At 46.4% G+C, this 10,132-nt stretch carries 9 protein-coding genes and 3 pseudogenes; 10 read left to right on the top strand and 2 right to left on the bottom strand.

Going from position 1 to position 10,132, the window contains the following annotated elements; translation table 11 throughout:
- From H6F88_RS11125 to H6F88_RS11135, 3 genes and pseudogenes are all read left to right on the top strand, one after another.
- Positions 1-245, top strand: a pseudogene (locus H6F88_RS11125) (GIY-YIG nuclease family protein); the annotation flags it as partial.
- Positions 245-472 carry a hypothetical protein gene (locus tag H6F88_RS11130; RefSeq protein ID WP_190642833.1) on the top strand — a complete coding sequence of 76 codons (228 nt, stop codon included), beginning with the start codon at positions 245-247 and terminating at the stop codon, positions 470-472. The pseudogene H6F88_RS11125 and the gene H6F88_RS11130, both read left to right, overlap by 1 nt.
- 139 nt (positions 473-611) lie before the next feature.
- Entirely contained in the window at positions 612-845 is a 234-nt protein-coding gene (locus tag H6F88_RS11135) for a hypothetical protein (protein WP_190642824.1), read from the top strand.
- 55 nt (positions 846-900) lie between these two features.
- On the opposite strand, the pseudogene H6F88_RS11140 reads toward H6F88_RS11135, so the two are convergent.
- A pseudogene (locus H6F88_RS11140) lies at positions 901-984 on the bottom strand (IS200/IS605 family transposase); the annotation flags it as partial.
- A gap of 157 nt (positions 985-1,141) precedes the next feature.
- On the opposite strand from H6F88_RS11140, the gene H6F88_RS11145 reads away from it, so the two are divergent.
- The 6 genes from H6F88_RS11145 to H6F88_RS11170 all read left to right on the top strand — a co-directional run bounded on the left by H6F88_RS11145 (position 1,142) and on the right by H6F88_RS11170 (position 8,709).
- Positions 1,142-1,633 (top strand): hypothetical protein, encoded by a 492-nt coding sequence (locus tag H6F88_RS11145; protein WP_206756437.1) that lies wholly within the window; start codon positions 1,142-1,144, stop codon positions 1,631-1,633.
- Between the two features lie 263 nt (positions 1,634-1,896).
- On the top strand, positions 1,897-2,745 hold the full coding sequence (locus tag H6F88_RS11150; RefSeq protein WP_190642826.1) for a CHAT domain-containing protein: 849 nt from the start codon (positions 1,897-1,899) through the stop codon (positions 2,743-2,745).
- A gap of 40 nt (positions 2,746-2,785) precedes the next feature.
- Entirely contained in the window at positions 2,786-3,745 is a 960-nt protein-coding gene (locus H6F88_RS11155; protein ID WP_190642827.1) for a hypothetical protein, read from the top strand.
- Positions 3,733-4,665: a MoxR family ATPase gene (locus tag H6F88_RS11160; RefSeq protein WP_190642828.1), complete on the top strand. Its 933-nt coding sequence runs from the start codon at positions 3,733-3,735 to the stop codon at positions 4,663-4,665. The genes H6F88_RS11155 and H6F88_RS11160 overlap by 13 nt, the downstream gene beginning before the upstream one ends.
- Positions 4,666-4,696: 31 nt before the next feature.
- The gene (locus H6F88_RS32625) at positions 4,697-6,382 is read left to right on the top strand and encodes a VWA domain-containing protein (protein ID WP_199333553.1); all 1,686 of its coding nucleotides are present in this window, start codon (positions 4,697-4,699) and stop codon (positions 6,380-6,382) included.
- A gap of 8 nt (positions 6,383-6,390) precedes the next feature.
- On the top strand, positions 6,391-8,709 hold the full coding sequence (locus H6F88_RS11170) for a pentapeptide repeat-containing protein (RefSeq protein ID WP_190642829.1): 2,319 nt from the start codon (positions 6,391-6,393) through the stop codon (positions 8,707-8,709).
- On the opposite strand, the gene H6F88_RS11175 is transcribed toward H6F88_RS11170, so the two are convergent.
- Positions 8,687-9,418 carry a hypothetical protein gene (locus H6F88_RS11175; protein WP_206756438.1) on the bottom strand — a complete coding sequence of 244 codons (732 nt, stop codon included), beginning with the start codon at positions 9,416-9,418 and terminating at the stop codon, positions 8,687-8,689. The two genes, H6F88_RS11170 and H6F88_RS11175, sit on opposite strands and share 23 nt — an antisense overlap.
- Positions 9,419-9,971: 553 nt before the next feature.
- Between H6F88_RS11175 and H6F88_RS11180 the strand changes: the two are divergent.
- Positions 9,972-10,132 (top strand): annotated as a pseudogene (locus H6F88_RS11180) (IS6 family transposase); the annotation flags it as partial.

The raw sequence follows: 10,132 nt of genomic DNA on the forward strand, positions 1-10,132 counted from the left end.
CAGTTCGCCATCGGGAGTTAGGTCTTCTCTATGTGGGTAAGACTCGCTACAGCAGGGAGCGGTTTCGAGATGGGCATAAAGCGTTTCTTTGGTCTTGGCTCGATCGCTACAACTCTGAAGATGTCAGGCTCTTGCTGCATCCACTCAATTTCATCGAGCTTCAGACGTTATCATCGAGCTTAGAAGCCATGATTATTGCGGCTGCCAAGCCACCCTATAACGCCCGATACCCTGCGAGGGACTAATGCAATCAGCCAGTACATCCCGACCTCCCCAGCAAAATGATGAGCATCTCAGCCCGGTTGCGGCAAAGATGTTCCTGGCAGCGTTGCCTGAGCGCATTCAACGAGCACTGCTGGCTCACGCTAAAGAAACTGATTACCCCCCAGAAATGGTGCTTGAAATGGCAATCGCAGGGTTCCTCGATAGTGAAGCCATTACCTTTGCCGATTGCCGTCCTGAGTATGAGTAATAGAGTTGTTGGGAAATAGAACAAAAAATCCTCAAAAACCTTACGCAGTAAGCTTTTCCGTCATTTTTGCTGAAAATTGCTACAACCTTTGCAGGACAGAGCTTTCAGCCATTTTTCTCGTTATTACCCGACAAGTCTAATGTGTTTCTCTGCCCCTGTTAGCTTTACTGCCAGTGCCCTGTTAATCCCGGCAGGTCTTTATGCGTTGCGGTTAGCTTATGGGCAAAACTCCAGTTATCTTCCACTTGCGTCTATTCCGATCGCCTTTGGGGTTCAGCAAGCCTGTGAAGGATTAGTCTGGCTGAGCATAGAAGCAGATTCTTCCACTGCAGTAAATGTGGGGGCTTTCAGCTTTTTAGGGTTTGCCTATTAGTTCTGGCTCTTCTGGGCACCTTGGTCGGTGGCGTTCTGCGAAGCCAGTCTCATTCCTTGCGACGATATTTGGGTGTGAACACAATGTGGTACTTGCAGTTCCACTTAGAGTGGAAAAGGCTTTGATACAATTCGGACATACTACTTTTCTACGGTTTTACTTCACCAAGCCACCGTGGGAGTTACTTTACTGCCGAATGCTCAAAGCTGGTCGAGTCGCACTGGTCAAACCAGTGGCTTACCTCTGAGGTTTAGTTAGAACTGCCGCTGTGGGAGACGCTGCGATCTGCTCAGTTGATGCCGGAGCAGGTGAATTTTGAGACATTGCTGGCGGAGGTGGAAGAGGCGATTTCGCAGATTCCAGGGTCGGAGCAGTTGCAGCTGGCAGGTGAGGCGTTTCTCCGGCTGGCTGAGGTGTACGCAGTGCGGTCTGAAACTTGGATTGAGGAGTGGGAACATGCATCGCGGGACCCGGCAGTAGATCGCGACTTTTTTAATGATCTGGTGCGGCAGACGATAGTGGTGGATTTAAGTGAGTTAATGGAGCCAGTGCCACCTCGGAAGCAGCGGTACAGGAGAGAGACTAGGCAGGAAGGGTCGATCGTGGCAGTCGTGGAAAAGGAGGCGGTGCTGGCGATGGTGGATCAGATGGAGGCGGAGGTGCTTAAGGAGGATGTGTTGGCGATCGCTCACGATGAAAATATCTCTGCCTGGATTGAGGCGATCAACCAGTGGTTGTGGGCAGTCGCCGAAGATCAAGTGCAGTTTGCTCAGCTATGTCAGGTCTGAAGATGCCGCCGATTGAGGTATGGCTGGGTGTACTGCTGGGTGGATTTGAATTGGAGTCGCAGGGTGAGTTTTATGGCGGCTCACTTTGGATCAAAGGGCTTTAGGCGCGATTGCTGAGAAGTTCTAATTTTCAGAGAGTCCTAATCACCTCAGCGCTCGTTTAAGGAGATAATTCAACCTAATATGTATTAATTGGTACTTTGACCTAGTGTAAAGCAGGTTAAAGAGTTATCTTCTATGTAAGAAAATCTGTCCTAACTCTCATGACAAGTACTGATAGCCTCCCTATTAGAACAATCCTGGTTTTAGCGGCAAACCCGAAAGGGACGGCTTCCTTACGGCTAGAGCAGGAAGTACGTGATATTGATGAAAGCCTAAAAAGATCAAAATATCGTAATAACTTCGTGTTGGAACAAAGATGGGCTGTTCGTCCCGAAGATGTTCAACATGCCATGCTAGAAGTCAATCCTCAAATTGTTCACTTTTCGGGGCATGGCGGAGGAGATGAGGGTTTGATTCTAGAAGACGATAGTGGCAACCCGCAGTGGGTTGGTTCAGAGGCTTTGTCTGGATTGTTTCAGCTTGTCGAAGGCAGCGTTGAGTGTGTTGTCCTTAATGCTTGTTACTCAGAAATTCAAGCAAAGTTGATTGTTCAACACGTTCCTTATCTAATTGGTATGAGTTGTGCAATCGGGGATCGAGCAGCTCTAAAGTTTTCCTGTGGCTTTTATGATGCTTTAGGGGCTGGATATGAAATCGAGTTTGCTTATAAGTGGGGGTGTAGCTCAATTCGTATGGCAGGCATTTATGAACACTTGACACCCGTGTTAACGAAAGGTGTTAGTCAAGTTGGCTCCACAAAGAAAATTAGTTCTCAGCCAAACACCTTGTCTACCTGGGAACGACAGCAATTTGAGAAAGATCAGGCTAGTTTGCAACAGGAATACGAGATACTTGGTGAAAGGATTCAACGCTTAAATAATGCCTTAGCAATTGAGACAGACGTAACTGTGCGTTTTAAGTATGAGCAAGTCATTCAGCAAGACCAGCTAAAACGCGATTGCATCATACAAAAAATTGAAGATATAGACAGTAGACTTCAATCTAGGTAACTGTTATTCGCTTTCGTAGGATCGAATTTTAGACATTCATATGGTTCCCTATCAGAAGATTGAAGAAAGCGAATTTGAAGAGTTGCAGCGAGACTTTGAGCAGAAATGTGAGTTAATCCGGAGGTTGCGAATTAAACTAAGCGTTGAAACTGATGAAGTACTTCGCTTCAAGTATGAGAAGACCATTGAAGAACTGGAGTTCGAGCGAGAACAACTCAATGCTAAACTCCGGCAAACAAAGAGCCAACAAATTTATCGATTTCTGCTGGAGTTAGATTATCAGGCGCAGGAACGTTTATTCCATCGATTTGCTGCTAGTCATCAGGTATCGGCGTTTTTAATTCACGGCCGTTCCAGAGACTATGGGCACGACTGGTTAGTGAATCAGCTTCTTCACAAAATTACCTTCAGGCTTGCCGATCAGCCGATTTGGATTAATCTATGTTCATCCTTTCGCACGCCTAGCCCACAGGAGATGTGGAGAGAGTTTCGACGGCGTTTTGGCGGAATCACGGATTCTCCCCAAGCCATTACTCAACGAATTTATACTCGCTGGAAAACTCAAAACCTGTGCATTGTCGTAGATAATATTAATTTCTTATCAGAAGAATTATTTCGGAAACTGCTAGAGGAGCTTTGGCTGCCGTTGGCGATCGAAGCTGAGCAGATCAGTTCTCAAACACCCCACAAACTGCTGATGTTCTTTATTGACAACGAAGATCAGATTGCCGATTGGAACATTCCTTTAGCTGATAGCTATGAACCAAACTGGAGTTGCTGTACCCCGGTCAAACTTCCGGGTTTAGAAGAACTCTCAACTAGCCTTCTGCACACCTGGATTGAAGATCGCTTGTTCTATTTGCCTAGACAACTAACTGAGGATATTAATCAAGCGGTGCAAGTTATTTGGGAGAATAGTGAGTTGGGTAAACCGCTGCCCGTGATGCAAGCAATTTGTGACCTCTGCGAGTGCGAATGGATTGACGCATGGTTGAAATGACAAGGGAGCGATCGCTAAAGTACACAGGGCGAATACATCCCAAACCGGGAGAGCGTGACCTACAAACTGGGCAGTTGTTGTATCCATATTTGCCCAGTCCTGAATTGCTAGAAGCTGTCAATCTGGCAATCTATTTACGTCGTCCGCTGCTGTTGCAGGGCGAACCTGGATGTGGCAAAACCCAGCTTGCCAGAGCCGTTGCTTATGAGCTAGGTCTGGATTTTAAGGCGTGGTACGTTAAGTCCACGAGTCGGGCGCAAGATGAATTGTATCTGTACGATGCGGTGGGACGTTTGCGAGATGCTCAGCTTGCAGCATCCAACCGTTTGACGACAGAACAGATTCAACGAGCTGATGATCCAGTTACTTATATTAGTTGGGGTGCGTTGGGAGAGGCATTTCGATCGCCCCAGACTACAGTGGTTCTGATTGACGAGATTGACAAGGCAGATATCGATTTTCCGAATGACCTGCTGTTTGAGTTAGAACAGCTTTCATTTGAGGTGAAAGAAACCCGACAACTGATTCAAGCCAGTGCTCCGCCGATTGTTTTCATCACCAGCAATGACGAGAAGGATTTACCGGATGCCTTTTTGCGGCGCTGCTTATTTCACTACATTGAGTTTCCTGCACCAGAACGCCTGGCTGACATCATCAAAGCACATTTTCCGGAGGAACCCCAAGAACTGGTTAACAAAGCCATTGCTCGCTTTTGGGAACTTCGAGAGAGAATGCGGCAGGATAAAGGAGATGCAGGGAAAAAGGTGAGCACTAGTGAATTGATCGACTGGTTTCAAGTTCTTAGTCACTATGCTCAAGATGATGAGGTTTTGTCTCAGCTCGATCACAAAATTCCCTTTGCCAGTGTGCTGTTAAAAAGTTGGGATGATCATAAAGCGTATATTTACAACCAAGCCTAACTGTTGATTTTAATCTGCTGGTTTCTTTGCGATGGACGATCTTCCTCTGCTGGCGCTATTTACCCGGTTACGCGAAGCGGGCTTTCCGCTTGGTGTAGACGACTATCAAGCTGCCTTGGAAGCCTTACAAGCAGGGTTTGGAATTGGCGATCGCGCTGCCCTGGCTCGACTCTGTCGTACGCTTTGGGTCAAGTCGGAGGAGGAACAAAAGCTATTTGACTATCACTTCGATCGCACGATTCTGCCTGAAACGAAGCCCTCAACGGCTCCTGCTGTCAACCTCGTTCCCGTAGCAGAGCAGTTGACCTCAGACCAGCCAATACCAGAAGCACTAAGCCCTCGCCAGATCGCCGCTACAGTGGGCATCTATGCCTTTTCAGTGGGCATTGTGGTGTTACCCTATCTGCTTTCCGCCCTTGTGGGACGCACCAATCATTATCCGATCTTCATCAGTCAACCTGTCGTGCAGGCAAACTACGGCAAACCCTATGAATATAAGATTCAAGCCAAGGATTTTGATGCAGGAGACACCCTGACCATTGAGGCTAAAATTTGGCTAAATCGACAGACGTATCTCATTAGCGAACAGGGAATTGAGGCAGATGAAACAGAATCCAATCTGCCCAATTATTCCAACTGGCTGAGGTTTAAGGATCAGGGCAATGGCACTGCCGTTCTCTTTGGCACGGTGCAACGGGTAGAAAATTCTGAAGAACAAAAACGTGCTGATTCTCGTTATCGTGTAGAGCTGCAAATTAAAGACCAGCATGGTGGTTCGGATCTACAATCTTTTGAAATTCGGGCAATGGATTCAGAGGGTAGACCGTTTCATGTTTTATGGTTGTTGCTCATTTATGCTGGGCTACCCGTGATCGTGTATCTCATCTATTGGCGATCGCGCACTTCATCTGCTAAAGCTTCCCCAGACTCGCGTGCTGCTGATCCACCGACTGCACCTGAACCAACAAATTCCCCCAAGCAAGGATCAGAGGCAGCGGATAAAGACAGGGATGTTTCTGCTGCACCGCAACTCCCGTCAACACTTCCCATCATGTCTCGTTCGTCTTTTAGACAAACGACTGAGTATTTTCCGTTAACCCGTCGCCAGATGAAGCAGAGTTGGCGATTTTTGCGTCGCATGGTGCGAACTGGCACTCCGACAGAGTTGGATGTCGAGGCAACGTTAAATCAAATCAGTAGACAAGGCATGTTGTTGGAGCCTGTTTTAGTGCCGCGACGAGCCAATCAAAGCAGACTGTTGTTGCTGATCGATCAGGATGGCTCGATGGTACCGTTTCATAGCTTTTCAGAACGGTTAGCAGAAACAGCGGTGCGGGGTGGACGGTTGGAGAATGCTAATGTCTACTATTTTCATAATTGCCCAATGGACTATTTATATGGCGATCGCTACTTTCAGCAAGCTGAGACTATTGATGAAGTCTTAAACACGGTTCAATCCTCCTACACGGGGGTTTTAATCTTTAGCGATGCGGGCGCAGCGCGAGGAACACTCAATGCGGAACGGTTAGAACTGACAACTGCCTTTTTAACCACATTCAAACGACGAGTTCGGTATATCGCTTGGCTGAATCCGTTGCCGTCCGCTCGTTGGGTAAGCACAACTGCTGGGCAAATTTCTCAAGTTGTTCCCATGTTTGAGTTGAATCGACGGGGATTAGACGAAGCTATTTCTGTCTTGCGAGGGCGATTTAGGTAGGACCAATTATGACAGCAACTTCCAACACAAAACCTGGCAGTGCAGCAAGACAGATCGCCGCTTTTGAACGGCGCTTTGGACGATCGCACCTTTATCTGGCTTATCATGCCGCTTTCCCCATTGCGTTGACTCCTGATTTGCTGTATCGTCTGCGGCTCAATTTTCAGCAAGACAGTGCTGGTCAGTCGTTAAATATTCCCTGGATTGCTGTGTCTGATCTGCTGCTCTCTAGCTTGTGTCACGAAGTTGGATATGAGCTTTATCAAATGGATATTGCTGTGCGCGATGAACTTTTAGCGCGGTTGCAACAAGACCCAAGATTTGGTCAACAGCGCATCAAAGTGTTATCTGATTTCTTACTGGATTACGTTCAGCAAGAGCTTCAGAACAGCGAGGCGGATGGACAAGCGATTGCAAAGGTACAGCGCTGGGTTGCCTTAGCCTACACTCGTCCTCATAAAACCGCTTATGAAATTACCTCATTCCTCTCAAAGCTGAATTTCAACAACAAAGCAGAACTGCTGCGGCTGGAAGTCTTACTCCAAACGCTAGCAATGCCGCTGGAAGAGTTTGAACCATTGTTTAGCTATGTTCAGGGAATCACAGCCTTTGCGCGAGGAAAGTTTTCTGAAGCAGCTCAACGCTTGAAGCCGCTGATAGGTGGCGATCGCCAAATCCGCATTGTTGGTGTGAAACTGCCCATTCCTGATCCAGTTCAAGCGCTGATTAATGAAGACCAGGCTTATCCCAATTATCGTCATGCTGACCTTCAGGGAAAATCCTTTAAAGATCAGGACTTAGCCAACGCGGATTTCAGCTATGCCGATCTGCGGAGTACAGATTTCACTAACGCGAATTTAACCGGGGCAAACTTCTCGCACACGACAACGGGGTTCACATCACACTGGACAATTTTGCTGATAGTTTGTGCGATCTTGCTGTCGATCGCGGCAGGAATTGGAACAATGCTCATAAGCAATTTTCTCCAGGCTACCTTAACGAATCCCCCTTCTGAAGAAATCTTTTTCCTCGTGTTGATTAGCTCAACCTTGTCAATCCTCATCGGCATATTTACACTGCGTTGGGGAATTGAAGCAACACTAGGAGCATTTGTCTTTGCTGTGGTTGGAATGCTTTATCTCTTGAGTGCCATTTTGGGGATAACAGAGTCTGCAGGATTCACCACTATCTGGGATTGGATCACCCGACTTTTGCTAGCGCTCGCCGGAATTATTGCCTTTGCGATCGGCATAGCCAACAGCAGGTTAGGCGTTTTGAGCTTCTCTGGAAAATGGGCAAGTTGGTGGATCGGGTCCTGTGCTTTTGGCTTCGTCGCCTATACAATCCAATGCTTGCAATATCTGCTGGGTCGATATACGCCTTATGTGGTGACAGGTATTGAAGAAGGTGCACTACAGACGTGGTTTGAAAACATGTTAAACAGCATGAACCCTGATACAGCAACTTACACTACCACGCTGATCATTGTGGCTGGAGTTATTGGAATCGTGCTGTCTGAAGCAATTAGTATTGCCCTGGTTAAATCTGTCAATCAGTTTTTAGCATTGTCGATCGGGTTAGCCTGGATTCCTATTTGGTTAGGGCGATTGAGCTTAAGCGGCAGTTTACTGCGATCGACTGGTTCTATTATCACCGTCATTCTCATTGCCGGATTGGGAACCTATATGGGTTGGCGATCGCTTATGGAAGACTCACGCTATTCATTTCTAAATCAGGCTGCGGCTGCTTTTATTAGCAAATTCCTGGGAGGAACTCGTTTTCGTGCAGCGAACTTAACAGATGCCAACTTTTCAGGCGCAACCGTTGCCTATGCCAATTTCAGTGATGCTAATCTCACGCGGGTTACCTGGTTCCAGGTAAAAGCATTGGATCTGGCTCACTTCACCGAAACTTACCTCCAATCTAAATTCATTCGAGAATTGGTCACAACCGGACGAGGACAGGGAAAAGTATTCGATCGCCTCTCGTTACAAGGAATCAATTTATCTGGCGTTAATCTAGCTGGCGCAAGTTTGATCGGCACTGACCTGAGAAATACAAACCTCCACGATGCAGACCTTTCCAGGGCAAAACTATCTCAAACGCAACTAGAAAACGCTGATTTAACAGGAGCTTGCTTGACAGGTGCCACTATTCAAGACTGGAAAATCACAAACTCAACCAAACTCGATGGAATTGAATGTGATTATATCTATACTCACTCTGTAACATCAGATAACTCTGATCCAGGTCGTCAATCCGAAGACTATCAGCGCCTATTTGAACCGGGTGATTTCGCTGATTTCATTCAACGGTCTGAGTTGTGAAAGCTGCCGGAGATTTTAAACTAAGGCGCTGCCTTTCGACATCAAGAAGATATAAAAAAATCAACATATAAAACATTAGACTGATGGGCTGAATCAGAAAAAGGGACAGCCCTAAATCCGCAACTTTAGCGACCACACTAGGCAGATCGGTGATTGATGCAGGTTGGGATAGATCTGTAAGAGAAACCCCGAACGCTGCGGCAATCAGTCCACTGGATAAAGTTGTTGCGGCTCTAGCGCCCAGAGCAAATGCAACATAACTGCCAAAAATCTGCCATCCATAGCCTCTTGTGAGATTCCAACTCCGCCTAAGCGCATCTTCTAAGGAGTAATTTTCGATCATGATTGCCCATGTCACAAATGAAAGGCGAGGAATGATAAAAGTGTATATGAGTACTACTTGTAAGGTTTTCCACAAGAGCAAGTCAGCAAATTTGTTGAGACTAACTCGTATAGATTGCTGAATTGATATTTTCTGACAATTAAGTTTGCAATAAATATAGAACACCGATGCTGAACTAAAAATTGACCAAATTGATAGATAGTACAGAGTGCTAAAAACAGAACGCAATGACTCTGGCACCATAGTGCTAAACAATGGCGAAATCGATAGGGGCACAGAAAAAAGCAGGAGCGTACCATAGAACGGCTGGATAGATCTGAATGCACTTTCAAGTAAGTACCAAGGATGGATTGAGGATACTCTCATTGTTATAGGGTTTGATTAGTTTTACCTTGTGAGCAGAAGTTCGAGAGCGGGCAATAAAGATATGTCCTCCCTAATAGATACGAGGTGACTGGGTAGAAAATGTAAAAAATTATGTTTTAGTTGCTAAGAGTATTAGGTTCGTATAAAACGTAATGCGATCGCGCACTCGTCCATCCACCCTATACAGGTCGGCGGTATGTAATGAACAAGCCTCATTTATCCGGGCGGTCGTGTACAAACAAACCCCGAACAACTCTCGATCGCGCTTAGCCGGCAGTTGCTCTATGCAGGAAATCAACGATATAGAGGAGATCTCCTCCATTCTTTACATCTTCTCCAGCCAAAATAGCATCAAATCCAGATCAAATCTTATCTTTCGATCAAACAAACAAGCAATTTCATGTGTTGAAAGGGTCTTAGCGAGGCAATTAATTTTCACAGATGAAGCAGTACAAATGTTCAGCCAATTTTACATTAGGAAAGAACAAGGTTGTGTCGCAAAAATGGGTCAATGGTAAGGTAGGTAAGCCCAGCTTTGCCTTCTTCCTCTTCAATGTCTACTGCTTCTCTATTCAAGTGGCGGCACTTTTTGCCCGAAATTATCCTGCTCAATGTGCGGTGGTACTGCCGCTATTCCTTAAGCTATCGAGATTTAGAGGAGATGATGCAGGAGCGTGGAGTGAACGTGGACCACTCGACAATCAACCGTTGGGT

The organism is Oculatella sp. FACHB-28, assembly GCF_014696015.1.
Classification (GTDB): domain Bacteria; phylum Cyanobacteriota; class Cyanobacteriia; order Elainellales; family Elainellaceae; genus JAAUTN01.